The following is a 25,790-nucleotide window of genomic DNA, read 5'->3' on the forward strand; positions in this document are numbered from 1 at the left end:
ATCAAGTACACAGGATTCCTGTTACTGCTTCACTCTTTTTTTCAACATATAAATGACCGAAACGATCAGGAACCACACAGGTGTAACAAACAATGCCACACGCGTATCCTCTGCAAGCGCCAATACAATAATGACAAAGGCCAGAAATGCCAGAATCAGCAAATTGGAAAACGGATATAACGGCAGTCTGAAACGACTTTGTCGCGCCAGATCAGGACGAGTGCGCTTGTAACGGATATGGCAGATGACCATGATGCCCCAGACAAAAATGAAACATACGGTAGACACGCTTGTAATCAGTGTAAATACACCTTCCGGCATCACATAATTCAGCACAATCGCGATAAAAATGACAATCGTGGAGAAAAAAAGTGCATTGGCTGGAACCTTTCTCTGATTAACACGTGCAAAGGATTCAGGTGCATTTTGATCCTTGGCCATGGAATAGATCATCCGGCTTGTACTAAAAATCGCACTGTTACAGGCCGATGCCGCCGATGTCAGCACGACAAAATTAACCACTCCGGCTGCTGCCGCAATACCTACCGCTGCAAATACCTGTACAAACGGGCTTTCCGTTGGCACGATTGCATTCCATGGATAAATACTCATGATAATGAGCAAAGCTCCTACATAGAAAAGCAGCACACGAATCGGTATCTGATTAATGGCTTTGGGAATGACCTTGTCCGGATTTTCCGTCTCTCCTGCGGTCAACCCCACCAGCTCCATGCCTACAAATGCAAAAACGACCATCTGAAACGAGATAATGAAGCCGTGCATTCCATTCGGAAACCAGCCCCCGTGACTCCACAGGTTAGTAAAGCTTGCCGAGCCCTGATTGGTTGTAAAACCTGTAAAGATCATATACAGCCCCACCACGATCAACGCCAGAATAGCGAGCACTTTAATGAGAGCAAACCAGAATTCCATCTCCCCGAACAGCTTGACCGTCGCCAGATTCATTACAAGTAAAATAACCAGCGCAATTAATCCCGGCATCCATTGAGGAATATTGGGAAACCAGAACTGTGTATATAAGCCCACTGCCGTAATATCTGCCATTGCAATGGAAATCCAGCAGAACCAGTAGGTCCAGCCTGTGATAAACGCCGCCATATTTCCCAGGTAATCACGAACAAAATCGACAAAGGAATGATACTGCAAATTGCTCAGCAGCAGCTCTCCAAGCGCCCTCATGATCAGGAATAATACAATGCCTGTAATGATGTACGCCAGCAGAATGGATGGACCGGTTAACTGGATCGTTTTGCCCGCCCCGAGAAACAAACCCGTTCCGATCGCCCCTCCAATTGCCATCAGCTGTACATGTCTGTTTTTCAGACCCCTTGTTAACGTTTCTTGCTGCATGGTACACCACCACTCTCTTTCTCGCATGCTCTCTGTGATGCAAAATAATATACCATCTAATATATAATAATCTTCCCCGAATACCTATCATTCTTTTTGATTATTTTTATTTGACTATTTTTAAAATGAAGCGGATTTCAATTCGTATATGACTACAATTATTATCGAGGTCAGTAGAATGTAAAGAAGCTGCCGCCTGTTTGAGACAGACAGCAGCTTGAGGTTCTTCACCTTTTTTCAGTTACTTGCGAGGATCAATCCCCTCCCTCGTACCACAGCTCCAGCGGCAGACCGACCAGCGACTTGCCAATCCACTCTCTGGCAATGTTGTTGGAGGGACCCATGGCGATGCCTGCACGCGCGTCACGGAAGAGGCGTTCAAACACGCCTTTTTTATAACCATAACCTCCGGTGACATCCAGCGCTGCTTTGGTCGCTTTGTTAGCAACTTCCGCAGCATGGATTTTGAATTCAACCAGGGGCAGGAACAGCTCGACTTGCGGTCTTCCCTGTGCCTGAAGCTCGTCCAGCTGCTTCGCAAGAGATAACTGCCACGGCTTCAGGCTGGAGATCAGCACCTTCACTTCAGCCAACTGCTGGCGGATGATCTGGTAGTCAGCCAAACGTTTGTTAAAGTCGCGATGAACCATGCCCTTCACATATTCGGATGCAGCCTCAAGTGCTGCCTCGGCAACTCCAAGCCAGGTGGAGCCCAGGCCGATCAGATATACGGGAGATACACCACTTTCCAGAATTTCGCGCCCCTGTCCCTCCGTACCTAGTTTATCCTGAGCTGCAATCCGGACGCCTTTGTATGTGATTGGGCCACTATGGTTCCCCCGAACACCGAGTGCATCCCATACCCCCGAGGTAATGCCTTCCAGTTGTCCATCGACAAGGAAAAAGCTCACATCTGTCGGCGTCTGTGCTCCTGGAGTGCGGGTCTGGGTCACATAAAAATCAGCTTGTCCCGAGCTTGTCGTGAACGACTTTTCGGCATTCAAAATGTAATCCTCTCCGTCTCGGGAAGCTTCGCTGAAATTAAACCACCAGTGACCTCCCGAAGCGCGCTCGCTAGTAGAGTACGTACCAATCGCCCCATTGCGTACCGGCTTTAGCCAGCGCTCCTTCTGATCCTCATTTCCATAAAGGGCTATCGTCTGAACAGCTCCGACATGCATGACATACACCAGTGAAGTCGAAGGGCATCCCTTGGCAATTTCTTCTGCTGCAATCGCAAAGGCAACATGATCCAGTCCGCGTCCATCAAAGCGCTCGGGAATCAGCACGCCATTCCACCCGGTCTCGGCAAGCACGGCCAGATTCTCACGCGGGAAGCGTCCCTCACGGTCAATCAGCTCTGCACGTGGTTTAATGACTTCGTCGACAATGCCCCGAATTTCAGCTCTCAATTGCTCATAGTCAGGCAGGGTGTGGATCGTGTTTGATTGAATACTCATTGCGTCATCTCTCCTCTAATTAAAATAGAAATTCATCCCTCAATAACACCGATAAAGAAGTGCCAATCCAATCCAATTCAATTCAATTCATTCCATCTATTAAAAATCGATGGTTTGCTCAGGTAGTCGTAACCCGGCTCAGCGCAGCCTCCTTCTCTTTAACCAGCGGGATGACCTTCTCACCGAAAGCCTGAATATCCTCATCGTAATGAAGAAAGCCGATCAGAACGAGGTCTACTCCAATCTTTTTCAATTCAATGATACGGTCGGCCACCTGCTCCGAGGTACCAATCAAGCCTGTTTTGAACCCGTCATTATACTGCACCAGGTCGTCAAAATTGGAATTCGCCCACATTCCCTCCTGTTCAGGGGACGCTTTGCCTGCAAATTGGACCTGACTGCGGAAGCCCTCCACCGCCTCGGGGTCAGCATATCGAATAATCTGACGCAGTACCTCCACGGCTTCTTCTTCTGTATCCCGCACGATGGCAAATGCATTGACTCCGAATCGCAGCTTACGGTTATAGGACGCAGCCCGCTTGGTCACATCCTCGATCTGGGTACGGAAACCATCAATGGTATTCCCGTTCATGAAATACCAATCCGAGACTCGTGCAGCCATGTCGCGTGCAGCCGCCGAATTTCCTCCCTGAAACACAGGGGGAATTACAGTCGGTTTGGGTTTGTGTGGCGCTTCATGAATACGGTAAAAGTCACCCTGGTGATTGGCATTGTCTTGCGTCCACAGCTCCTTCAGCACACGGATGAACTCTTCGGAGCGACGATAACGCTCGTTATGGTCCAGCCACGGTTCTCCGAATCCATGAAATTCACCCTTGAACCAGCCGCTGACAATATTCACGGCAACCCGTCCCTGGCTGATATGATCAATCGTCGTGATCGCTTTGGCTACCGGACCGGGATGCCATAATCCTGGCAATATGGCTGCTATCAGCTTCAAACGTTCTGTAACCACCGCGAGCGCAGAGGCCAGAGCAATGGCTTCCAGTTGATTTTCAGCCCCATAGCTGGCCATAAATCTGGTTTGCAATAACGCATAATCAAAGCCCGCTTCTTCTGCGATTCTGGCATACCTTGCGTTATCCTCAAATGACCAGCCTGTTTTTTGCGGGATGCTGGAGATAACCAGACCGCCACTTACATTCGGAACCCAATACGCAAATTGCATGGACATGTTGAATCACCTCTTCAATGGAATGATTTATAGTCAAGGGCCAAGGCCCTCTCTACCAGAGCGGAATGCAGCAAAAAAGACACCTTCAACCTATACATGTGAGGTGCCTTTAGTTCGTCTAATCGGCCAGAATATGATGTTTTCAGTAGAGATATCGTAAAAAGCAGACGGCATCATTTGGAAGCCGCAGGCGCTTTTACCACATGATCAGGAAGAGTGTTATTGGCAATCATCTCGCCAAAAGGACTGATAAATGACCGCTCACCGTTGTTCCCGTATTGTGCATAATTCAGCTTCGGAAACAACAGCTCGGCAGTACGGTAGGCTTCTTCCAGATGCGGATACCCCGACATAATGAAGGTTTCAATGCCCAATGCCTCGTACTCTCTCATTCTCTCTGCAACCTGGTCGGGATCGCCTACAAGCGCTGTACCGGCACCGCCTCTGACCAGCCCAATGCCTGCCCACAGATTCGGGCTGATCTCCAGATTGGAACGATCCCCGTTATGCAGACTGGCCATTCGCTGTTGACCGACGGAATCCATGCGAGCATAGATCTTCTGCGCTGAAGCAATGGTCTCTTCATCCAGATGAGCGATCAGGTCATTCGCGGCCTGCCAGGCTTCTTCTGCGGTTGGACGGACGATCACATGAAGCCGGATGCCGAAGCGAAGACTCCTTCCCTTTTTTGCAGCGAGCTCTCGCATTCGGTTGATCTTGGCCTCTACCTGGTCAGGCGGCTCGCCCCAAGTCAGGTAGACATCCACATGCTCGGCCGCCACCTCCATGGCAGCATCAGAGGAGCCTCCAAAATAAAGCGGAGGATAAGGCTTCTGAATGGTCGGATACAGAACCGCTCCGCCGTGGACCTTTAAATATTTGCCGTCAAAATCGACTTCTTCACCAGCCAGTTCCTTGCGCCATATGGTTAGAAATTCATCTGTCAATGCGTAGCGCTCATCATGATCCAGGAACACCCCGTCTCCCTCAAGCTCGATCGGGTCACCTCCGGCTACGACATTGATCAGCAGTCTTCCTTTGGAAAAGCGGTCCAATGTACTCGCCATTCGTGCTGCCGTGGTAGGCAGCATCAGCCCCGGACGCGCAGCGACCAGAAATTTCAGCTTGTCCGTTACCGATACCAACGAGGAAGCAACGATCCAGGCGTCTTCACATGATTTCCCTGTAGGCAACAGCACTCCTGCAAACCCAAGTTCATCAGCAGCTTGTGCTACCTGCTTGCAATAGTGATAGGTCACTGCCCTGGCGCCTTCTCGGGTGCCCAGAAATCTTCCGTCCCCATGTGTCGGGATAAACCAAAACAATTCCATTTGTTCTCTCCTCCTGCTCATATGATGGCTACTCTGCTCTAGCTTTTCTCTTGAATCAGCTTCCAGACAGGAGCTGTTAACGACAATTTGTCATGTCGAACGTAATGGGATGCAAGCCCACGGATCGGATCACCTGCATAAAATTTTTCATATAACAGATGTCTTGCGCCGAGCGGACTGCCGATGAGATCCCAGGCCAGCTTGAACAGCTCCACTTTTTTCTCGGCACTTACTGCAGCACCTTCAAAATACAAATGCATAAGTTCGGAAATCGGACCGTAGAAATCCTCAATCCCGGAAGGGGTCTGAACAAAGCCGCCTGCACCAACTTGTTGAAGTATCTCGACAGCCCGTGGATAATATTTGGTTCCCAAATTTCGCGCTGTCTCCACATACGTTAGATCAGGAACGAGCACGCCTGCCGCATCAGGCACAGCTTTGGCCTCCGCTGCAATAATCAGTGCCTTGATCACGTCAATCTGTGTCAGCAGCTCCCCCAGTTTCTCTTGAATATGCAGAAATCCGGTTACTCCAATCGACTCAGCTACCGCAAACGCCACCCCTGTGACAAATTCCAGCTTGGCTACAAAGCGCACAACATTTTGGTGAAAAGCCAGTCCATTGGCCGTACGGTTCCCGCGAAGTTTCAGCACCTTGTCAGAATCTCCATAGAGAAGCACCCTTTCCCAAGGAATCAGGACATCATCGAAAAAAAGGACGGCATCCATCTCATCGTATCGTGCACTGAGTGGATGGTTGCGTTCTCTGGCATCAGCAAACGATTCCCTGCACACAATATGTAGTCCTGGTGAATTCGCGGGTACGATCAAGACATGGGCATGTTTCTGATGCCGGGTCTGGAATTGCAGGAACGAAAAGATGAGAAAATCATGTGTATACGGTGCACCTGTTGCAATCATTTTGGCTCCCCTGACCACAATGCCTTCCGCCGTTTCCTTCACCACATGGAGAAATCGTTCTGCGATCCGTTCATCATCCAGCCCGCTGGAACGATCAATCTGGGGATCAATGATGGCTGTCGTCAGAAAGAGATCGCGGTCTCTGGCCTCGTGGTAATAGGTACTGATTTTGTCCACGAATCGCGGGTCCAGCTCGGATAATTCGTGCCGGGCAGCATACCACCCGGTGACTAGGGAACGGGCATAGTCAGATAACCGGCTCATCATGCCACTGGTACTGGAAGACCAGACCGCAAAGGACTGACTGCGCTTGTTCAGCTCGGCTGCTGTGTACGGAACGAGAAATGAGCTGTGTGCATATCGCTCCTGTCCATCAGGAGCATAGCCTACTAGCTCCCGATGCACAGGATCATCCAGCATGTTAAACAGCTGCCTGATGGTAGACAGTGTGCCTTTAAAAGCCTCATGCTCGGAAATATTCCTGACCTGCTGCCCTTCGAGCCAGACACGTCGCCCATCCTCCAGACTGGATATGAAAGTGTCTCCCCTCAAAATGTCACCCCTTAATCAAATTTTATTTTTCCGATTGATTTGCTATGTTTTATTGTTTATCATAGCTAATATCCATTGGAGCGCAACAATCAATCATTCCCGTTTTGACGGTTACCAAACACAAATCCTTGATCTGTTGGGCAACGTCAAAATAAACTACAATTTGGCATCATCTGGAGGTGGCTGATTTGTAAGCTCATTCCCATGGACGTATTTAATACGGACCTTAACGATGTTGTTTAACCAACAATCCATCCCAATTTGTTGTATTCGAGGTGATTACAAGTGAATGAATCCCGAAGCATGGACCGAAGAATTCACAGAACACGTGTCATGATCTCCGAAGCCTTTTTGACCATTATGGCAAAGCAAAATTACTCGGACATCAGTGTGGTAGACATCGCAGAACAAGCCAACATCAACCGTTCAACATTCTATGCCCACTTTATAGACAAGGAGGATTTGCTCGATACTATCGTAAATGAGAAATTTCAGTTGTTGGACGATGTGCTCAAGGAACATTGTGCTGCCATCGATGAGGTTCCCTCATTTGCCGAGCCTGACCCGATCTTTGCGGTCTTGTTTGAACACATCTTTGAGCATGATGAGTTCTACCGGGTCATGCTGCTGATCAATCCTGTTGGCAATTTCAGTACAAGGTTGAATGAGATGATTAAAGCCCATTTTTTTCAACGGATAACCCGAATCGGAATAAATCAAAAGGTTCAGGTACCGCTGGACATTTTACTGGATTATCTCAGCTTCTCCACCAGTGGAATCATTCATCGATGGCTTGAAAATAACAAAGTATACTCTCCCCATCATATGGCTTTGCAGCTTACCCGTCTTGCCCGACTAGGTGTGTACACGGCCATGGGCGCGCAGGCTTAGGAGACACGTTCCCCGGAAGGAGCATATCAGCGATTCAGAGATTGTTCTGTTTGCTCCTTGCGTTATATTGCGTAAACGTACGTATGTATTCCTGTTACATCTTCGTTCTTTTTAAAGCAAATCCATGACCCGATATATCAAAACAGCTCCATTTGATCACCTGTGTATCAATCCGCTCCAGCGTCTCAGGGGCTTGATCCCGAAATAGTATTTATGGGAAAAGCTCCTGACGTGATGAGTCTGTCTCATTACATTTATATACGCAAAAAGGACCGCCCTCCTTCATAACGAAAGGCCGCCCTTCTGATCTAATGCATCTCTACAATTCACATCTATTTCTGCTTATAGAACTCATGGTACAGCTTCATTAACGCCCTTTTCTCAATTCGAGACACATAGCTGCGTGAAATGCCCAGTTCCTTGGCAATCTCGCGCTGGGTGCGCTCCTCTCCGCCAGCCTCCAGGCCAAAGCGGCCGATCACGACTTCCTTCTCCCGATCATCGAGTATATCCAGATTGCGATAAATTTTGCTTTTTTCAATTTTCAGCTGCACACGATCTACCACATCATCGGCTTCGGTGCCGAGGATATCAATTAGTGTAATTTCATTCCCCTCTTTGTCGGTGCCAATGGGGTCATGCAGAGATACGTCTTTGCGTGTTTTCTTCAGGGAACGCAGATGCATCAGGATTTCGTTCTCAATACATCTGGCTGCAAAAGTAGCCAGCTTTGTGCCTTTGCCTTGCTGGAAGCTTTCGATGGCTTTGATCAAACCGATGGTTCCAATCGAAATCAGGTCCTCCTGATCTTCGCCGGTATTGTCAAACTTCTTGACGATATGCGCCACCAGGCGCAGATTGTGTTCAATAAGCAGATTGCGCGAGTGGGCATTGCCTTCTGCCATAAGGCGCAGGTGTTTGGCTTCGTCATCCTCAGCAAGCGGCTGGGGAAACGCATTGTTTTTGACATACGAGACAAGTAACGTTAACTCTTTAATGAACAGGGCAATTGCGGTAAACAATCCGGGCACAGATGACACCTCCTGCAGTTTTACAACGATCTGGCCTGAGCTCAAAAGGGAACAGGGTCGATCTATTGTATGTGGGCAGGGGCCCAGAAGTGCACGTACCATTGAAAAACACATGAGCTTTATGAGGCCCTCGTATTAGCGGAAAATACGAACTGATTCTCTCTTTCGATCTTTTGTTCGATTACTGTAAATAAATGTTGTTAAATTGATTTTTTTACCTTATTATAGTCTCGAAAGGAGGAAATATATTCCATTTGTAAAGAGGTAAGACGCCTCATTTTTACCCTACTTTCTTGCACTCTTGTTTATCTGCAAACTACTTTATTTTCTGGGAGGAAAATAGTATGCACAACCTGTACGCCTCATTCAAGAAGTCCTGGGTTTCTATTCTAGTTCTCTCTCTCTTGCTTCCTATGCTCACAGGAATTTGGCCTTCGCATGTTTACAGTGCATCTAACAACGAATCAACCATTACAATAACAGCAGATAATGAATTCACTTTATATTTAAACGGAAAAACGATTGGCACGGGGAACGATTGGACCAAAGCGTATACCTTCCCTGTACCGATCCAGTCAGGCACTAACGTTGTTGCAGTCAAAGCGACGGATTGGGGCAGCTACGCCGGGTTCCTCGCTGATCTTCGTTATATGGAAGACAGTATCGTCACGGATATGAACTGGAAAGTGTCCGAGCATTACGTTAGCGGCTGGGAAGATCCCAAATTTGATGACTCTGCCTGGTCAAGAGCCAGCGACTTTGGCCGATATGGCGCCTCGCCATGGAATCAGATCGCAGGCATGCCAGACGACACGAGTGCACACTGGATCTGGGCTGGCAATAGTAATATAAATACACCAAGCACTGAGGTCTATTTCCGAATTTCGTTTAATGTTAGCGAAGATGGCGCATCCATTATTAATCCTTTTCAATCCTCAGGACAGTTCGAACAAGTCGAGTACCAGCTCAAGTCTAACCTTCCTATGCCCTCAGTCATCTCGCAAAAATTGCCTGTAGTTGATAACGTTTTTGAAAATGTTGAAGAGAAGGGCAGCCTGCTGCTCACCTCCAACGAGGCGGAGCCATTAGCCTCCAGTCTGTCTCCAGGGCAAATTTTTCTTGATGAAAATGCGGCTCGTGCGATCAAAATAACCAGTGCCAGCCGCAGCTCGGATGGAGCATTAATTGAATACACCACACCAGGCGTTGAGGAACTGTTCGATTATTACGACATCCCCGAGCAGGAAGTTTCTTTGGAGGAGCGCAACATCGTAATGCCCGATCCGGATATGGTGCTGGATGAACCGGGTCTGATTCAGGCAACAGAAGCTGACACATTAGCCGTTGAATCGGAGCAAGCCGACTCTACATCTATTAAGCAAATTCAGATCGGCTCATCGGTCACCGGTCCGACCGAAACCGAAAATTTTGAGGAGTTCCAAAGTGAGTCTTTGTCTTCGCAAACGAAAACGGCTTCAGATGATGCCGAGGCCATTCAATTGAACGAGATCACGCAAGCGACAGCAAGCAATGATTTTGCCAATTGCCGTAAATCCGGGAATGAGTTCATCTGTGATTTCAAGAAAGTGCTCGTTAACCAGCAAAATGCAAACGGCAACAAGGTCTTTGTCGAAGCTGGCGGCAAGCTCACATTAATCACGCCTAAAATTACAGGTAAATATAAAGCTTTAGGCAATTATGACCTTAAATTCACGGCAGGTGAGAAAGCCAATATTTATCTAAAAGGCGAAGCCAAATTCAAGAAAGAAGTTAAAGTTCCCATCATGGGATTCAATGTTGACGCAGGCAAGCTGGGCTCGGTTTCTGTCGGGGTATTCCTCGTCATCGGTGTTGACGGAAACGTTACATTTGAATTTCAGGTCGATCAAGGCTACACCGTCACGGCAGGTGTCAAAGGAAAAACAGTCGCATTTATCCCGATCCAGATCAAACCATACAGCAGTGTGGATCGATATCTGACGGTTACACATAAGATCGAAGGACAGATTACAGCATGGGCAGGCGCCAAAGCTGAAGTGGGCCTGAAGCTCGTTGGCAAAAAGATACTGGAGCTGAGTGTTTTTGCGGGCATTGAGGGAACGGGCAAATGGACAAGCAGCAACGATGTACCAAGTACCATGTCACTAACCATCGATGCACTGGTAAAGGGGGAAGGGGCTGTACTGAATAAATCCTTCAAGCTGTTTGAACTGCGGTGGAATCTGGTCAAACTGGTGAAGAATCCTTCAACCAATCCTGGCACCGGAACCAATCTGGCACGGAATGCATCCATAACTGTAGATTCAACCTTCCCGGGCTACTCCGCTTCCCGGATCAACGACGGTGACCGTAACACATCTCTTGGCGAGAGCTACAGCTGGGCCAATAATCGCAACACCCCCTTGCCTCAATATGTAGTTGTAGATATGCAAACAGCGCAAACGATCAACCGCATTGATCTGTACACTTCCCAAGGGTATGCGCTTGCAGACTACGACCTGCAATATTGGAATGGCTCAACCTGGGTGAATCTGGTTCAGATTACAGGTAATCAGGAACTGATGCGTTCCCATACATTTAATGCTGTAGACACAACCAAGGTTCGTGTTGTTGCTCGCAAAGGGCCAAGTCACCAGCCGGGTTATGTTCGGATTAATGAGCTCGAAATCTATGGCAGCCCTAACCTTGCACGCACGGCAACCATAACAGCAGACTCCACCTTCAGCGGATACTCTACAGCCAGAATCAACGATGGTGATCGCAGTACAGCTCTTGGCGGTGCTTCCAGTTGGGCAAACAATGCCAACACTGCTTTACCACAGAACGTAACCCTCGATCTTGGGCAGAGCAAACAGGTAAGTAAAGTTGATCTGTACACCAGTCAAGGTTATGTAATGTCTGATTATGATGTGGAATACTGGAACGGTTCAAGCTGGGTATCACTTGTGAAGATTACAAACAACACCAACGTATACCGCTCACATAGCTTTAGTCCGATCAACACTTCCAAAATAAAAATTGTGTGCAGAAAAGGGCCTTCGCATCAAGCCGGATATGTTCGAATCAATGAACTGGAAATTTACTAAATTGAGCTAATCGATCAAACACCCTCCGGGGGAACCGCCAGAACACGTGCAGCGGCTTCCCCCGGAAGATTGTTATGTTGGCATTTGCACGGTAATAATTGATCCGACTCGCTGTAAGAGCACAAACTCCTTCTCAACACTTTCAACAAAATATTTTTTCTCCCCCAGCAAAATGACATCATTTTCAGCCAACGGCACCTCACTTTTGAAATAGATTACATTGTCTGTTTCACGGAAAGCTCCCCTGTAATATATCATCTCATCCCTCTCTTTCTTCCCAACGCTATGTACTCTCCATTCTATATTATAATATCTCTCCTCCTTATTTGAACCTGCTTCAAATTGCTGGATAACACAAAAGCCTCAGATTCTGTATCAAACAGAACTGAGGCTGCTGCTCATCCGACTCACTTCGACACTGAACGTGATCTATGGATGATTCCTTTTGGATGGAATGAAGTGTACTTATTTGAAAATACGTTGAGAGAATTGATACAATCCGCTATTCCAAACTTTTGGCTCATGTCCGCCTACATCTTGATACCAGATGTGTGGAACGTTCATACTGCTAAGACCATTTTTAAAGTTCTGGCTCACCCACAACAGACCATCACTTCCTCCGCAGGAAATCCAGAGCAATTTCAGTTTGCTGGCTGCCTGTCCAGGATTCGTGATCAATTGGTTCACAGGCTTCGTATTTGGTGCTGCCGAGAAGGCACCCACATAAGCGAACGTATCCAGATTCTTCAAGCCAAAGTTGAGAGATTGTCCGCCACCCATGGACAGACCGGCAAGCGCACGATTGTTCTTATCCTTGTACACCGGATAGTTTGCTTCGATATGAGGGATGAGGTCCTTGAGCAGATCCTGCTCGAACCGTTCAAACGCGGCGACCTTATCCGGTGCATAAATGTCACCTATCGGGCGGTCATCCTTCATCGCACGGCCATTCGGCATAACCACGATCATATCGGACAGCTTTCCTTCTGAATACAGGTTGTCCAGAATGTTCTTCGGTTTCATCGCATTAACCCATTCGTACTCATCCCCGCCAATACCATGCAGGAGGTACAGAACATTATACTTTTTGTTTGGTGTATATCCAGGCGGCGTGTACACCATTGCCTTTCTTGCATTGCCAACAGTCGTGGAATAATACGTAATCAGATTTGTGTTACCATGCGGAATGTTGTTCCGATATCCATCATACCCGGGTGGTGCAGGCACAACCGGAGTGTTGGCCAGCGCATTCTGACCTGTAATATCAGCGGTGTTTGCTGTACCCTGATCAACCGTGGCTTGAATCGCGGCCGGAGCAGTACCTTCACTTGTTTCAGCTGCCGATGCCATCGTTGGAACCAGAAGTGCAGCTGTGATGGAAAGACTCAAAACACGGGACAGACGTTTATTCATCAATATCATTCTCCTTTAACATTGGATTTCAAAACGTGCACTCACCTTGCAGTACAGCTATTTAGCTGCACCCCTAATTGAAAGCCCTTACAATATAAAGTGAAGTTCCTCCCTTCTTCAAATAGTAGCACCTCTGTCTGCCTTTTTACGGACATGCAAAAACAGACATCACTCATTCAAATTTTACAAAGAATTCCAATTACCACTTCATTATATCACCTATCTTGTTATGTACAGCAACCAAATACTTAAATAATCATACCTTCTACTTTGAAAAATATACCTTTTTAGAATGCGAATATACGTCTGCGCGTCTCATTCTCTTTACATAAGCTGCACAACAAAGCCTCCGTTTCCCGTTTCAAGAGAAAACAGAGGCCTTGTCCAATACTATGACTTTAGTGCACCGAGACCTGATTCATAACATCTGCACCTTCAGGCGAAGCCTTCCTATCATGCATCAGCAGACTGAATAACAAACCGGCCAGCCCTAGCGCAGCAATCACCGCGGCATAGAGTGGAACCGAGATTAACCCCGTGTGTGTTATAGCAAAACCACCGATATAAGCACCAGCTGCATTCCCGAGGTTAAACGCAGAGTGGCTTGATGTTGTCGCCAGCAAGGGCGCCTCGCGGGTCATATTCATAATGCGGATCTGGAGTCCAGGCATAATGCCAAAGGCTGCAACACCCCAGAGGAAAATGGTTATGACCGCCAGAACCGGATGGTGCAGTGTCAGTGTTAATAGTGCCAGCAGAACTGCCAGAATGGCAAAGTTAACGATAAGCGAAGGCATGAGCTTCCAGTCTGCCAGACGACCGCCGACCATATTGCCCAGCGTAACACCGAAGCCAAACAGCACCAGAATCCAGGTTACACTTTGCTCGGCAAAACCGCTAATATCCACCAGCAGAGGTGTAATATACGTAAACACTGCAAATAAACTGCCGCAACCCATTGCCCCGATGAGCAGCACAAGTAATACCTGCGGCCGGATCAGATTACGAAATTGCTGTCCCAGATTGGCCGGCGGCCCTTGAGGAATAACTGGAATAAATCGAATAATACCCAGCAGCGAAATAATACCCAGGATGGTGATCGCTCCAAAGGAAGATCTCCAGCCAAGCTGTTGACCGATAAATGTACCAAATGGCACACCAATAATATTGGCAATGGTCAGGCCTGCAAGCACAACCGACACCGCTCCAGCCCTTCGATCTGGTGTAACCAGCTTCGTAGCCAGAATTGAACCTACACCAAGAAATGTACCGTGGGCAAATGCCGTCAGAATACGTGCTGATATCAGCAGTCCGTAAGTAGGTGCTATGACAGACAATGCGTTACCAAGGATGAAAATACACATCAACAGCACCAGCAGTTTTTTCTGTGGAATTTTGTGAGTGAACACGGTCAGAATCGGCGCACCCACAGCTACGCCCAGCGCATAACCGGTAATAAGCTGCCCGGCTTGTGGAATACTTACGTTCAGGTCTGCCGCCACATTGGGGAGCAAACCCATAATGATAAACTCCGTCATGCCAATGGCAAATGCTCCGATCGTCAAACATAACAGCGATAAAGGAAATGTCCTCTTTTTACCCGATACAGGAGCAGATGATTGCCCTGTGCCTTCTTGCGGTTCTTCCGCAGAAGCATCGAGTGAATGTGTTGTCTTGCTCATGATGATTTCTCTTCTCCCGTCTTTCTGATAACTATTATTTTATCTATTTATTTACCTGCGCATCTTCGCCGTGTGCTTTCAACCATAATGCTTCGTTTAAACGTTCAAAATCCTCTTTCATCGCCAGCTTGTCCTGCCAGTGTGCCGGAATATCGCTTTGCCCGTAATAGGCACCTGCGATCTGTCCATATACAGCGCCAGTTGTATCCGCATCATCTCCCAGATTCACTGCGAGCAATGCCCCTTCCGCAAAGCTGGATGACTTATAAAATGCCCACAATGCAGCTTCCAGAGAACGAACCACATAACCACTGCCCTGAATTTCGGGCGGTTCTTTGCGCTGATAAGATCCCGAGACCACTTCTTCGATCGCAGGTGAAAAAGACATGCCCGGCTCCGTACGCCAGCGCTTCATCGTCTCAGGGGACAACATAGTTGCCTTGTCTGCTCCGCGAAGCCCGGCTACAACAATCGCCGCGAGCACTTCACAGGCTTCTACACTCTCGAGCGCAGCATGTGTCGTTCGAGAGCTGAGTCCGGCGTAGCGAACAGCCTCTGCGGGTTGATGAGCATAAGCCATCGCCACTGGTGCAAGCCGCATAATGGAACCATTGCCTGCTGTCATTGGATCACTTGAACCGCTATAAGGTTCTCCAGTTCGGACAAAACGCTCCAAGGCACTTCGTGTCGCCCCGCCAATATCAAAGCATTCTCCCGTACTGCTCATATAACCAACCTTGTACCAGTTCGTATACCGGCGCATCTGATCAGCAGCATCGAAGCCCTGCTGACGGATCAAGCTTTCCGCCAAACACAGAGCCATGGACGTATCGTCAGTCCACTGCCCTGCTTCCAGGCCAAACACACCGCCGCCAATCATATCTGCAACAGGCTCGAAGGTACCCGGGGCACTGAATTCAACCGTAGTTCCCAGTGCATCTCCCACTGCAAGCCCGATGAGACATCCGTCAAAACGATCCTTGTTAAGCATAGTGTAGTGCTCCTCCTCTTTATTTGTTTTACTTTACATGCTTGCGGCCCGACAAGCAGATGCATTTCTTCTATTATAAACGTGTCGAAAGCTGTTGAACGGTCAAATCTCATTTATTTTCATAAAAAAATTTATTTTTTTTGATGCTGAAAAATCCGTTTATTCAGTATAACGCTTACATGCTTAACGCTTAGCGGTTTGCAAAGCCATCAATTTACTGAAAATAAATCATTTCTATGAAAATTTTCAATGTAAATAATCATAACATGCTTGACCCTAAACTTTGTCCTATGTTACGGTTTTATTAGCTTCACCGCATATTTTTTCCCAAATTAATTATCATCCATCGCTTTTCGCGTCAACTAATGTTCCGCGAATTCAATGAATGTTCGGGAATGAAATCGCAGAAAACTTACGAAAATAATGTTTCATTTTCCAAACCCAAAACAAATTCTGAAAACAGGAGGAATAAATGCATGATCAAGGCACTGATTTTTGACTTTGATGGAACGATTATTGATACAGAGACGGCATGGTATGTTGCATTTCGTGATGCGTATAAAAAACATGGGGTTGACCTTACGCTGGAGATGTATTCTCAATGTATCGGCACCAGTCTCAAAACGTTTAATCCGTACGAGTACCTTATCACAGATTTGAAGCTTCCGATTGATCGGGATGCGTTCAGGGAATCCGTTCAGCTGCAGCATGCTGCGCTAATGGAAAAAGAGCAGGTTCGCCCGGGGATTCAGGTGTATCTGGAGCAGGCACGCGAAGCTGGACTCAAACTCGCCGTTGCTTCCAGTTCCAGGCGTGATTGGGTGGAGCAGCATCTGGAGCAGCTGAAACTGAAAGATTACTTTGAAGTGATTCGTACAGCGGATGATGTTGCCCATGTAAAACCAGACCCCGAATTGTACAATCAGGCGCTTGATGCGCTCGGAGTCCATCCGGACGAAGCTGTAGCCATAGAGGATTCACCTAACGGTGCACGTGCAGCAGCCGCAGCCGGTATGCACTGCGTAGTCATTACAAATACCATTACCGGGACACTTGAATTCGATATGCCACACCAACGGCTATCCTGCCTGACCGACCTCGAATTAAAAGATTTGATCTCGAAGCCGCTCGTCACTACCGTCTAAGGTCTGAACGAATTTCGTTATCCAATCTCAAAGGGGGAGTTCACACATGAAAGCTGTACATTTTGGTGCGGGCAATATAGGCCGCGGATTTATCGGTCATATGTTGTCCGCTTCCAACTATGACGTCTGCTTTGTCGCACGTAACCCGAAGAAAATATCCATGCTTCAACAAAGGCAGGAGTATCCCATTACACTCGCCAACAAGCAGCAAGATACCACCATCGTCAACAACGTAACCGCCATTAACGTAAATGAGCAGCATCGCGTAGCGGAAGAGATTGCTTCCGCAGATCTGATCACAACGGCGGTAGGTGTGTCAGCCCTTGGCGACATTGCCGAGCCTATTGCCAAAGGCATCTATCTCCGCATGAAAGCAAACAATTACAATCCTCTGCATATTATCGCTTGTGAAAACGCCATTGGCGGCAGCACACGGCTGAAGAAACGCATCTATCCATTCCTGGATGAGCGCACACGGTCCAAGGCCGAACGTTATATTTCATTTCCCAATGCCGCTGTGGACCGGATTGTTCCGGCACAAAACCACGAGGACCCGCTGCAGGTTACCGTTGAACCTTTTTATGAATGGGTTGTACACCGCCCGGCTCTGCTTGAGGGTTTCAAAGAAATCAATGGCGTTCATTACGTCGATTCTCTTGAACCCTATATTGAAAGAAAAATGTTTACCGTGAACACGGGCCACTGTGTCGCCGCATATTTAGGTTATCTTGCAGGCTACAAAACGATAAGGCAGGTCATGAGCAATTCCGCTCTTCGCGCCAAAGTACGCCATGTAATGGAAGAGACGGGCGCCATGCTGATTCGCAAACACGGTTTTGACACTGAGAAGCACCAGAAATATATGGATACGATACTCGGACGATTCGCCAATCCGAATCTGACCGATCAGGTCACCCGGGTCGCACGCTCCCCGCTTCGCAAGCTCTCGCCTCACGACCGGCTTGTACGCCCGGCGATGCAGGCCAGTGAATTCGGAATTGCTATTCCCCATCTAACCTCTGCGATGGCAGCCGCGATGTTATTTGATGACAAACGTGATGAGGAAGCCATGAAGATGCAGCACGTCATTCGTGAAAATGGCCTCTCTGCTTTCATCCACGACCGCATGGGTATTCCCGAAGAACATCCCGTTCATCAGCAAGTGCTCACCCGATATGAAGAACTGCAAAGGAGCAAAATAAACGCTGTTCTCACCTGAATCCGCTATTCAGAAACTGGATTCAACCCAACTACAACATCATCATCAGATGAACCATGACAAAAACGCCGGGAGGAACCCATGTCTTATTTGTTCCTTCCGGTTTTTTGACTTCGATCCGCCAGACAACAAAAAAATAGCGCATCCCTCTCTACTGAAAGGAAATGCGCTGTGTATTTGTTAGTTCTCTGATCTATTCATTCATTATGGAGTTGATTGATGCATAGACCATAGGCACGAAACCTTCGGTTGGTTCACCAACAGGTGCATGAATGTGGAAAATGTATCCGTTGCCGTCCAGTTCTTTAACGATGAAATATTGCGTTTTCTTCTCATTCTGAGACATCATGAACAATCTTGCATCTTTCATCGGCCCGTTACTGAGTTGTTCAGCTGTTAACGCCTTGACTTCTCCGTTCTTGGACAACTCTTCCCTCGCATCCATTTTCAAATGATCCAGATTAAAGTCCGCAGGCAGCTTCTCAATCTCTACCTTATATGCAGGATCAATCTTCATCGTTAACTCATGGTCTTCTGCATCAAACGACATTGGCTCAAAAATATAAAGAGAATATCCTTTGGCCTGCGCCAGCGTTACTGGTCGCTTCTCCGTTATCCCTTCGACCGTTACTTCGAGTTCTGACGTCGCTGGTCGATCAGACGCTACAGCTCCTCCTGTACCCGAACCCTGGTTGCCATCATCGGCAGATGCGATCTTGGTAATCTCGGTGAGTACGAGCTGTTTAGTAGAAGCGTCAAGCGTTTTCTCTACATATTTGAATCGAACCGTATCCTCATCATCCATATCGTCCATTGACTTCTGCATATCCTCTCCCACCTGGAAGGACATCGCTTTGTCATTCACACGAATCTCAACCGTATGCGGGTCTGCCCAGCCTGTCAGAATTCCTTCCGCTTCAATGGCATCACTCTCCTGCTGCGGCGGCTCTGTTGCTGGTGACGACTCCTCCGTATTACCCCCCACAGTCGGCTGAAGTGCAGGTGCACTGCTGCCGCAAGCCACAAGCGAGAATCCCATAAGCAGAACCAGCAATGTGGCGCTGACCTTCACCGTATTCCCTTTTCGCATATGAACACCTCCGTTAGCTTATACGCAATGCTGCTTGTCCATGTTGCTGCCCAACTAATATACAGCTTCGTTCTATACTAGTACTTACACGAAAGGCAGGCAGATCAATCACGTAAACACGGTATTGGATAGTGCGCATCCCCCGTCAGCTCTTTAGCCCGCCTGATCCAGCTTGACCAGTTGTGCATGAGCTGCGTTGAACGCCTGTGTTTGCAGGTTGAATTGTTTGCGTACTTCAGCCAGCTTGGCGTACTCTTCATTACGCGTTCGAATGGCACGTTTAATTTTGACCAGATTCGGCTTGGCCTTTGCTCTCATCAGTCCGTACAGCTGCTCTTCCGCATCCAGACTGCTTTCGTAGGAGGCAACAAACAGTTCGAACGTCTTGGCTCTGGCCTCATATTGATCCAGTACTTTCCCTGCGTGAGCAAGTGTCTCTTGCTTCTCGATCGTAAGCTCCCCTAGCGAATGACGAAGCTCCTCCGTCTTCTCTGCAGTTTCCTGCATGACCTTGCCAGTCTGCTGCAGCAGCTCTCTGCGTTCCTTGATATGAGCCTCCGCCTGATCCAGCAGCGGTTCGATGTTACTGTTTTTACTTTTACCTTTGCTTAAAATAGACTTGTATAATTCCATATCCTCTTGTTCATATTTGGTCATGGCTTTCAGACTCTGGTCAATCTGCTGACCGCCCTGAACCAAACGATTGACCTGATTAGCTGCCGGCTCCTGCGGATCTCCACATCCACTGAGCAGAAGCAGCAGCAGAATGCTGACTGCAAATATTATGTTCTGACGCGTAATTCGCATTTGTTCTCCCTCTCTTGCATTACTCTTTATATACGATGGGTTATAGACGGGTATCTCCGCTGAAGTTGACAACCCAGTGTGCATTCGGATCATAGACCTCGAACTCGTAGCCACGCTCCTCCAGCAATTTCATAATACGCGGCAATGCCTGTACGGTCTGTTCCCGTTCATGCATCAGAATCACTTCTTTATCTCTGTGTACAGTGCTGCTCACCCGGGCTACAATTTTGTCCGGCTGACCCGGCAGGTTCCAGTCCAGCGAGTCTATCGTCCAATCCCACATTTTGAAACCGGCGGCTGCGATATCCCCTCTGAAAGCTTCACCGATCTGCGGACTGCTTCCATATGGCGCGCGGATGAGATGGGGTTTAAATCCGATGATCTTCTCCACCAACTGCTGCTCTTTTTTGAACTCGTTCACAAAGTTTGCCGAGCTTCCGCTCTTATAGAGCTTTGTATAGTTATGTGTCATGCTGTGCAGTCCTGGATAGCTGCCCTCTTTCACCAGACGTTTCACTGCACCCCGATGCTCATTCAGCTGACGTCCCACCATGAAAAAGGTTGCCTTCGCCTCATGCTGCTTCAAGATGTCGAGCAATTGATCTGTATAGATACTTGGCCCGTCATCAAATGTTATGTACGCCACCTTGCGAACCTGTCCCAGAAACCGCGCAGGCTCCTCTTTTGCCTCAGGTGTAACCTGAATCATGCCCAGCTTGGCGGGCTGCTCAATTACCGCAATGGGGGGCGGGGCTGCTACCGTTTTAATCCAGTGAGTCATACCAATGAACAGATATGTCAAACCCGCAACAAACAGGACTATAAGCATAAGAGCTACACTTAACCTGCCGTATCGGATTTTTCTTCGTCTATGGGTTTGTTTCCGGCTCATGCTGCGAATCGCATTTCCATACTCTCTCGTTGCTTCTTGTTGTGCTCTCACGTACTGCCCACTTCCTAACTTTCATTTTTTCCCGATTCATGGAATATTATCTCGACTAATGTCTCTATATAGAAGATTAATAGAAAACTGGGCCTTGTGAATGACAGAATAGTTACAAGCTCGGTTACAATCTGCTTATCTCTTTTCCATGTTTCTCTAACGACTGCTTATCAGCTGATTTTAACCGTTGTTACAGGCAAAAACGTCTCCGAACTTTGCAGGCTTCCGGCAGTTTATTTCGAGCTTCCCTGCGATGATCTTCTCCTGTATAATGAGATGATTTAGGTTATCTATTTTTCAAGAAGGAGCTACACCCATGACAAGTATAAACCGTGCCGGCAAATCTATCTATTTGTTATTTTTTGTCGGCATTATTGCCATTTCTTTCTCCTCTATTTTTGTACGCTGGTCTGACGCAGATGTTGCGGTCATTGCCATGTATCGTCTATTTTTAACCAATCTGGTTATGCTTCCTTTCATTTGGCCTCACAGGCATGAGATGATGCGGCTTGATTTCCGTCAGTGGGCTTTGCTGCTTGCTTCCGGTATCATGCTTGCCCTGCACTTCCTACTGTGGATGGGATCATTGCGATTAACCAGTGTGGCGAGCTCCACCGTCATCCTTGCACTGGAGCCGATTCTGATTCTGGCAGGCTCGGTCTGGCTGTTCAAAGCCAAAATCAACCGCATGATGCTGATCGGCATGGGTATAGCGCTGTTGGGGTCTATCATCATCGGTGCTGGTGATTTCCAGGTGGCAGGTACTGCGCTGAAAGGGGATATTTTATCCTTGCTTGGCACGATGGCGGTAGCTGTGCATATGCTTCTGGGTCAATTTTTGCGGACGGGGCTCAGTGCCTTTTCGTATAATTTCTGGGTGTTCCTTGTTGCTGCCTGTACGTTTGCCGTTTACAATCTGTTCATGGGTCATGCTTTTGGCGGTTATGCTGCTTCGGAATGGGGCATCTTCCTGCTGCTCGCGATCGTACCTACCATCTTCGGCCACTACCTCTTTAACTGGCTGTTACAGTATATGAATGCAACTACGGTGTCGATGGGTGTTCTTGGAGAGCCTGTATTCTCATCCCTGCTGGCGTGGATGCTGCTCGGTGAGTCACTGAGTACACTGCAAATGTCGGCGGGTGTCGTTATCCTGTTCGGCGTGTGGATCTTCATTCGTTATGGCAAAACCAAACCGCAGCCTATTCCGGCTGATGCTCCCATAGCCGCTCCAGGCTCTGTTGAACCCAAGACAGTGTAATGGGTGGGCCAGGAAGAGCTGATCCGCTTTGGAATACGGAATGAAAAAAAGCAAAAGGCCGGAGCCTGCAAACAGCAGACTCTGGTGATGCAACAATTTAAGCGAAGGAAATCCGTTTTTAAAAAAAATCATTACATATGAAGGCGGTGTTTGTTGTTATGAAAAATATTGTATCCATGCGCTGGCTGCTCGCCAGAATGTACGAACCGGACGTTGTCATCGCAGACTGTCGCTTCCTGCTTGGTCAGCCGGATGCCGGGCGTGAAGCTTACGAAGCCGGACATATTCCAGGAGCAATCTACCTTGATCTCGAAAAGGATCTGTCCGCTCCCGTAACCGAGCATGGCGGGCGTCACCCGCTTCCTGATCCGGCTGCGCTTGCAGGCCGCCTTGCCAAAGGGGGCATCGGCTCCAACAGCCGCATCATCGCCTATGATGATCAAGGCGGAATGAACGCCTCGCGTTTGTGGTGGCTGCTGCGTTATATGGGTCATGAACAAGTATATGTTATGGACGAGGGCTTCTCCGCTTGGCAGAACGCCAAGTTCCCGGTAACAACAGATGTGCCGGTGCAGATTCCATCTTCATTTGATGTGAAGTTGCAGCCGCAGATGCTCGCAAGTGTTGAGGATGTACAGCATGCTTCCGCAAGTGGCAGCGCGGTGCTGATTGACTCCCGTGATGCTCGCCGTTATGCGGGGCTGGAGGAACCGATCGATGCGAAGGCCGGACATATTCCGGGGGCAGTGAATTATTTTTGGAAAAACGTGCTTAATGCGGATGGTCGCTGGTCTAGTGTTGACGCATTGGAGGAACGGTTCGTAAAGCTGGGGAAAGATGATGCCATTATCGTTTATTGTGGTTCCGGTGTCTCCGCCTGCCCGAACGTGATTGCCCTGGAGGAAGCGGGATTCTCGAATGTGAAGCTGTATTCCGGGAGCTGGAGCGACTGGATTAGTTATGAGGAGAATCCGGTGGCGACGGGGGAATAACTTGGCTAAGCTTGTACACGTATAAATTGAGCGATGGCCGCATGGAGACTAAAAGCTTCAAGCGGCTTTTGCTATGCTTGTACAATCACAAGAGCAGGAACATCTCCTCTTGAAAACTCTATATAGATTTTACCAAAAGGTTATATACAGGTTAACAAAATTAATTTTTTTAGAGAAATAAAAAAAGCCCGCTAACAGGGGCCTCTGTAGTAAAGTTTGATAATAATTGATGAATGTTATTCACTATTTTATTTTATTTACCCATTCTTTTTCGTTCCATATATATGGATTATTAATATTCTGATTTTCCCCTCGGACAGTGGAATCGTAACTATCCTTTCCAGAGGTATACCAGTCTGCAATCACTAATTTCCCATTCAAATTTTGTACCAAAAATTCAGTAGGTTCAGCATAGCTCCCTACATCCTTCGTAATACGTGCATTTAATTTTAGATAGAAAAATCTGTTGTTCCCTTCAACATAATCTACTTTTTCAGCACCAATCTTGATCTCTTTTATTTGATTAGAGGTAAGATTATTTTTGCGAAACAGATTATATTGTGAGGTGATCTTTTTTTCAGTAAACTGTTTAAGATTTGGATTATCAATATATTTGCTTACGTCCATCTGAATTCCGTTCCAGATGGACTTATAATATTCTGATAAAGCCTCTGTACATAATTTATATGCTTTCTCAAAATCCAATGTTGACAGATTGTTGGGTTCTATAGTCAAAAAATTAGATGAATCATTAGATTTATTCTCACTCAATAAGCTATCTGAAACCTCATCATTTTCGGTATGGTTGTCTCCTGCCGCAACCGCAGTTGATTCTTCACTTATCCCCATATTAAGATCAGTCTCTTGACATGCACTAAGAGTAAACACAATAACTAATATGAACAAAAGATATACACGTTTCATTGTATTTCCTCCAGTAAACTATTATTCGATTCCATGACATAGCAATCAATCTGATCCCCCTCCGAATACAAAAGTTAGAGAGGGGGATCACTTTCCATTGTTTTATTTATAGTACCCAGTCAATTTTATGACTCTTTTGCTCTCCCCTGGATACACTTCTTCTGCTTTTTGGTTATCATTATAAATATTTTTAGCGGATCGTCCAGTAACCAATGCACCAAGAACTAAATTTGTATTCGTCTCATAGTAACCAGTGATAATTGTTGAATGTCTCCAGTTATTGTATGACCCACTTAAATAAAATTGCAGCACATCCCCAACCTGGTATGGATAACCTGTATTAGCATTATATTTGAAAGTAGAATATGTAATACCATTACCAGATGGTCCTTTTGTAGTATTGCTTACCAAGAAGTTATACAGATTTGGAACACCAGACCAAGATGATGCACGATTACTTAGATTTCTATAGTACCATCCCGTAGATGAGATTCCGGTATTATTTGTATCATATTGGATCGCTCCCCCTGCCAATAAAGCATGAGATACAAAATTTGTGCAATCCCAGTTGTTTGCAATTTGTGAGAAATCATAGTAAGAAACACCAGCCCCGCCACTTGAAGGCTGATCTTTAGACTTATTGTTTTTAGCATAATTCGCTATAGATGATTTGTTTAGAGAACTTAATGTAGCAAAAGTCGTTATAGGTTGAGCCGATTCTCTTTCACCATCTATAGGTTTGATTTCAGTAGGTAGTTCCCGATCTACAAAGAAATATTCCATTATTTTATCATTTAATTCCTCCTGTTTTGCAGCAATAAGAGAATTGTTAGGTTTAGCATCAATATCAGTCAAAGTATTCAACTGATTCTGCTCTCCTCTAACATATTCATCGTAATAGTCATAAGGCATATACCAATCGGATAATATAAGTCCTGAACCTGTATTCTTAAAAAGCATCTTGGATACTTCACCAAATCCGGATTGTTCTTTTACACCTACGTAATTAAATGATGCCTCTGTACTAATAGTCAAGAGAATCCCCTCATCAGTCACTTCAGATGAGAGCAAGTTATATTTCAGAACATAATTTTCTTTTTGTGCTTTTGCAGCACCTACTACAAATTGTTTTGTACTTATTTTCCTTTCCAAGTATGAAGACAGGTCTGGATTTAGATTCTCTGCAAATACATTTGATTCTGAGTCCAGTCTTTTTGTTCCAGTATTTATATTTTTATAATAATTCTGCAAAATATCTTTCGCAAGAGAAAAACTATTTGATACAACAAATGAATCGACTATTTTGTCCTGAGCAGCTAAGTCCAATGAGCCATTGGAATCAACATAAACACTATTAGATGCTCGATCTGATAAAATACCATCCTGTTCAATCGTTGATGCAGAATTGAATTGAGCTTGAGCGGTTGGAATACACATGGAAAAAACAATTGAACTTAGAAGTACATTACTCCATACTTTTTTCAAT

General features: G+C 46.8%; 21 protein-coding genes. 6 read left to right on the forward strand and 15 right to left on the reverse strand.

From position 1 onward, the window contains the following. Nucleotides 1–21: 21 nt before the first annotated feature. From ACQSGY_RS26380 to ACQSGY_RS26400, 5 genes are all read right to left on the reverse strand, one after another. The gene (locus tag ACQSGY_RS26380; protein ID WP_427181584.1) at nt 22–1,371 is read right to left on the reverse strand and encodes an amino acid permease; all 1,350 of its coding nucleotides are present in this window, start codon (nt 1,369–1,371) and stop codon (nt 22–24) included. 254 nt (nt 1,372–1,625) lie between these two features. After that, nucleotides 1,626–2,831 (reverse strand): acyl-CoA dehydrogenase family protein, encoded by a 1,206-nt coding sequence (locus tag ACQSGY_RS26385; RefSeq protein ID WP_289370647.1) that lies wholly within the window; start codon nt 2,829–2,831, stop codon nt 1,626–1,628. 118 nt (nt 2,832–2,949) lie between these two features. Beyond that, complete coding sequence (gene sfnG, locus ACQSGY_RS26390; protein ID WP_427181585.1) at nt 2,950–4,026, reverse strand: dimethylsulfone monooxygenase SfnG; 1,077 nt, start codon at nt 4,024–4,026, stop codon at nt 2,950–2,952. 173 nt (nt 4,027–4,199) lie between these two features. Beyond that, nucleotides 4,200–5,357 carry an FMNH2-dependent alkanesulfonate monooxygenase gene (ssuD, locus tag ACQSGY_RS26395; protein WP_427181586.1) on the reverse strand — a complete coding sequence of 386 codons (1,158 nt, stop codon included), beginning with the start codon at nt 5,355–5,357 and terminating at the stop codon, nt 4,200–4,202. Nucleotides 5,358–5,395: 38 nt separating this feature from the next. Next, complete coding sequence (locus ACQSGY_RS26400; RefSeq protein ID WP_427181587.1) at nt 5,396–6,829, reverse strand: 4-hydroxyphenylacetate 3-hydroxylase family protein; 1,434 nt, start codon at nt 6,827–6,829, stop codon at nt 5,396–5,398. A 303-nt stretch (nt 6,830–7,132) separates the two neighbouring features. On the opposite strand from ACQSGY_RS26400, the gene ACQSGY_RS26405 reads away from it, so the two are divergent. Then, the gene (locus ACQSGY_RS26405) at nt 7,133–7,720 is read left to right on the forward strand and encodes a TetR/AcrR family transcriptional regulator (protein ID WP_427181588.1); all 588 of its coding nucleotides are present in this window, start codon (nt 7,133–7,135) and stop codon (nt 7,718–7,720) included. A 332-nt stretch (nt 7,721–8,052) separates the two neighbouring features. On the opposite strand, the gene sigK is transcribed toward ACQSGY_RS26405, so the two are convergent. Further along, nucleotides 8,053–8,751 (reverse strand): RNA polymerase sporulation sigma factor SigK, encoded by a 699-nt coding sequence (sigK, locus tag ACQSGY_RS26410; protein ID WP_090915017.1) that lies wholly within the window; start codon nt 8,749–8,751, stop codon nt 8,053–8,055. Between the two features lie 344 nt (nt 8,752–9,095). Between sigK and ACQSGY_RS26415 the strand changes: the two genes are divergently transcribed. Continuing rightward, entirely contained in the window at nt 9,096–11,837 is a 2,742-nt protein-coding gene (locus tag ACQSGY_RS26415; RefSeq protein ID WP_427181589.1) for a discoidin domain-containing protein, read from the forward strand. Nucleotides 11,838–11,909: 72 nt separating this feature from the next. Here ACQSGY_RS26415 and ACQSGY_RS26420 read toward each other — a convergent pair whose 3' ends face one another. The 4 genes from ACQSGY_RS26420 to ACQSGY_RS26435 all read right to left on the reverse strand — a co-directional run bounded on the left by ACQSGY_RS26420 (nt 11,910) and on the right by ACQSGY_RS26435 (nt 15,923). Then, nucleotides 11,910–12,095 carry a hypothetical protein gene (locus ACQSGY_RS26420; RefSeq protein ID WP_427181590.1) on the reverse strand — a complete coding sequence of 62 codons (186 nt, stop codon included), beginning with the start codon at nt 12,093–12,095 and terminating at the stop codon, nt 11,910–11,912. Nucleotides 12,096–12,302: 207 nt separating this feature from the next. Further along, nucleotides 12,303–13,250 (reverse strand): alpha/beta hydrolase, encoded by a 948-nt coding sequence (locus ACQSGY_RS26425; RefSeq protein WP_216517018.1) that lies wholly within the window; start codon nt 13,248–13,250, stop codon nt 12,303–12,305. 398 nt (nt 13,251–13,648) lie between these two features. Next, nucleotides 13,649–14,932 (reverse strand): MFS transporter, encoded by a 1,284-nt coding sequence (locus ACQSGY_RS26430; RefSeq protein WP_427181591.1) that lies wholly within the window; start codon nt 14,930–14,932, stop codon nt 13,649–13,651. Nucleotides 14,933–14,975: 43 nt separating this feature from the next. Next, the gene (locus ACQSGY_RS26435; RefSeq protein WP_427181592.1) at nt 14,976–15,923 is read right to left on the reverse strand and encodes an ADP-ribosylglycohydrolase family protein; all 948 of its coding nucleotides are present in this window, start codon (nt 15,921–15,923) and stop codon (nt 14,976–14,978) included. 476 nt (nt 15,924–16,399) lie between these two features. Here ACQSGY_RS26435 and ACQSGY_RS26440 point away from each other — a divergent pair, with 476 nt between their 5' ends. Both ACQSGY_RS26440 and ACQSGY_RS26445 read left to right on the forward strand, forming a co-directional pair. Beyond that, on the forward strand, nt 16,400–17,068 hold the full coding sequence (locus tag ACQSGY_RS26440) for an HAD family hydrolase (protein WP_427181593.1): 669 nt from the start codon (nt 16,400–16,402) through the stop codon (nt 17,066–17,068). Nucleotides 17,069–17,114: 46 nt separating this feature from the next. Next, complete coding sequence (locus ACQSGY_RS26445) at nt 17,115–18,287, forward strand: mannitol-1-phosphate 5-dehydrogenase (RefSeq protein WP_427181594.1); 1,173 nt, start codon at nt 17,115–17,117, stop codon at nt 18,285–18,287. A gap of 193 nt (nt 18,288–18,480) precedes the next feature. Here ACQSGY_RS26445 and ACQSGY_RS26450 read toward each other — a convergent pair whose 3' ends face one another. The 3 genes from ACQSGY_RS26450 to ACQSGY_RS26460 form a co-directional block, all read right to left on the reverse strand. After that, nucleotides 18,481–19,377, reverse strand: coding sequence for a hypothetical protein (locus tag ACQSGY_RS26450; protein ID WP_427181595.1), 897 nt, complete (start codon nt 19,375–19,377; stop codon nt 18,481–18,483). Between the two features lie 153 nt (nt 19,378–19,530). Then, complete coding sequence (locus ACQSGY_RS26455; RefSeq protein ID WP_186323046.1) at nt 19,531–20,184, reverse strand: YkyA family protein; 654 nt, start codon at nt 20,182–20,184, stop codon at nt 19,531–19,533. Nucleotides 20,185–20,224: 40 nt separating this feature from the next. Continuing rightward, nucleotides 20,225–21,127 (reverse strand): polysaccharide deacetylase family protein, encoded by a 903-nt coding sequence (locus tag ACQSGY_RS26460; protein WP_426333146.1) that lies wholly within the window; start codon nt 21,125–21,127, stop codon nt 20,225–20,227. A 316-nt stretch (nt 21,128–21,443) separates the two neighbouring features. On the opposite strand from ACQSGY_RS26460, the gene ACQSGY_RS26465 reads away from it, so the two are divergent. Together ACQSGY_RS26465 and ACQSGY_RS26470 are read left to right on the forward strand one after the other, a co-directional pair. Continuing rightward, on the forward strand, nt 21,444–22,388 hold the full coding sequence (locus ACQSGY_RS26465) for a DMT family transporter (RefSeq protein WP_427181596.1): 945 nt from the start codon (nt 21,444–21,446) through the stop codon (nt 22,386–22,388). Between the two features lie 158 nt (nt 22,389–22,546). Continuing rightward, nucleotides 22,547–23,380 (forward strand): sulfurtransferase, encoded by an 834-nt coding sequence (locus ACQSGY_RS26470; RefSeq protein ID WP_427181612.1) that lies wholly within the window; start codon nt 22,547–22,549, stop codon nt 23,378–23,380. 243 nt (nt 23,381–23,623) lie between these two features. Here ACQSGY_RS26470 and ACQSGY_RS26475 read toward each other — a convergent pair whose 3' ends face one another. Then, entirely contained in the window at nt 23,624–24,304 is a 681-nt protein-coding gene (locus ACQSGY_RS26475) for a hypothetical protein (RefSeq protein WP_427181597.1), read from the reverse strand. 102 nt (nt 24,305–24,406) lie between these two features. Continuing rightward, on the reverse strand, nt 24,407–25,789 hold the full coding sequence (locus tag ACQSGY_RS26480) for an amidase domain-containing protein (protein WP_427181598.1): 1,383 nt from the start codon (nt 25,787–25,789) through the stop codon (nt 24,407–24,409). Nucleotide 25,790: the final 1 nt, after the last annotated feature.

The organism is Paenibacillus sp. TC-CSREp1, assembly GCF_050171015.1.
Classification (GTDB): Bacteria; Bacillota; Bacilli; order Paenibacillales; family Paenibacillaceae; genus Paenibacillus; species Paenibacillus silvae.

What these genes read in the sequence shown, in the direction of transcription:
- ACQSGY_RS26380 (WP_427181584.1), bottom strand. Translation starts at nt 1,371, where the DNA reads ATGCAGCAAGAAACGTTAACAAGGGGTCTGAAAAACAGACATGTACAG.
- ACQSGY_RS26385 (WP_289370647.1), bottom strand. Translation starts at nt 2,831, where the DNA reads ATGAGTATTCAATCAAACACGATCCACACCCTGCCTGACTATGAGCAA.
- sfnG (WP_427181585.1), bottom strand. Translation starts at nt 4,026, where the DNA reads ATGTCCATGCAATTTGCGTATTGGGTTCCGAATGTAAGTGGCGGTCTG.
- ssuD (WP_427181586.1), bottom strand. Translation starts at nt 5,357, where the DNA reads ATGGAATTGTTTTGGTTTATCCCGACACATGGGGACGGAAGATTTCTG.
- ACQSGY_RS26405 (WP_427181588.1), top strand. Translation starts at nt 7,133, where the DNA reads ATGGACCGAAGAATTCACAGAACACGTGTCATGATCTCCGAAGCCTTT.
- ACQSGY_RS26415 (WP_427181589.1), top strand. Translation starts at nt 9,096, where the DNA reads ATGCACAACCTGTACGCCTCATTCAAGAAGTCCTGGGTTTCTATTCTA.
- ACQSGY_RS26420 (WP_427181590.1), bottom strand. Translation starts at nt 12,095, where the DNA reads ATGATATATTACAGGGGAGCTTTCCGTGAAACAGACAATGTAATCTAT.
- ACQSGY_RS26425 (WP_216517018.1), bottom strand. Translation starts at nt 13,250, where the DNA reads ATGAATAAACGTCTGTCCCGTGTTTTGAGTCTTTCCATCACAGCTGCA.
- ACQSGY_RS26430 (WP_427181591.1), bottom strand. Translation starts at nt 14,932, where the DNA reads ATGAGCAAGACAACACATTCACTCGATGCTTCTGCGGAAGAACCGCAA.
- ACQSGY_RS26435 (WP_427181592.1), bottom strand. Translation starts at nt 15,923, where the DNA reads ATGCTTAACAAGGATCGTTTTGACGGATGTCTCATCGGGCTTGCAGTG.
- ACQSGY_RS26440 (WP_427181593.1), top strand. Translation starts at nt 16,400, where the DNA reads ATGATCAAGGCACTGATTTTTGACTTTGATGGAACGATTATTGATACA.
- ACQSGY_RS26445 (WP_427181594.1), top strand. Translation starts at nt 17,115, where the DNA reads ATGAAAGCTGTACATTTTGGTGCGGGCAATATAGGCCGCGGATTTATC.
- ACQSGY_RS26450 (WP_427181595.1), bottom strand. Translation starts at nt 19,377, where the DNA reads ATGCGAAAAGGGAATACGGTGAAGGTCAGCGCCACATTGCTGGTTCTG.
- ACQSGY_RS26455 (WP_186323046.1), bottom strand. Translation starts at nt 20,184, where the DNA reads ATGCGAATTACGCGTCAGAACATAATATTTGCAGTCAGCATTCTGCTG.
- ACQSGY_RS26465 (WP_427181596.1), top strand. Translation starts at nt 21,444, where the DNA reads ATGACAAGTATAAACCGTGCCGGCAAATCTATCTATTTGTTATTTTTT.
- ACQSGY_RS26470 (WP_427181612.1), top strand. Translation starts at nt 22,547, where the DNA reads ATGAAAAATATTGTATCCATGCGCTGGCTGCTCGCCAGAATGTACGAA.
- ACQSGY_RS26475 (WP_427181597.1), bottom strand. Translation starts at nt 24,304, where the DNA reads ATGAAACGTGTATATCTTTTGTTCATATTAGTTATTGTGTTTACTCTT.